1 protein-coding gene is annotated in these 334 nt (G+C 34.4%); it reads left to right on the top strand.

What is annotated here, in order from left to right:
• On the top strand, positions 1 to 334 hold a 334-nt coding region (locus BAU23_RS18645; RefSeq protein ID WP_165615099.1), incomplete at both ends, for an MSCRAMM family protein.

Below are 334 nucleotides of genomic sequence, written 5' to 3'. Positions count from 1 at the left end.
GAAAGTAGAAAATGAGCAGTTAGACAAAGGCTCAGTAGAAATTACAAAAGTAGATAAAGACAGCCAAACAGCATTAGCAGGCGTAGTCTTCGAAGTGCAAGATGAAAAAGGAAAAGTGGTAAAAAAAGTAACGACAGATAAAGATGGAAAAGCGAATGTCTCAGACTTATCAGTAGGAAAATACAAATTAGTAGAGACGGAAAGCTTACCAGGTTACAAAAAACTAACAGAGCCAGTATCATTCGAAATTAAAAAAGGTATGACAGAAGTTTTATCATTGAAAGTAGAAAATGAGCAGTTAGACAAAGGCTCAGTAGAAATTACAAAAGTAGAT

The sequence above is a fragment of the Bacillus nitratireducens genome (assembly GCF_001884135.1).
GTDB lineage: Bacteria > Bacillota > Bacilli > Bacillales > Bacillaceae_G > Bacillus_A > Bacillus_A nitratireducens.
This window is presented reverse-complemented; position numbering and strand designations above follow the sequence as displayed.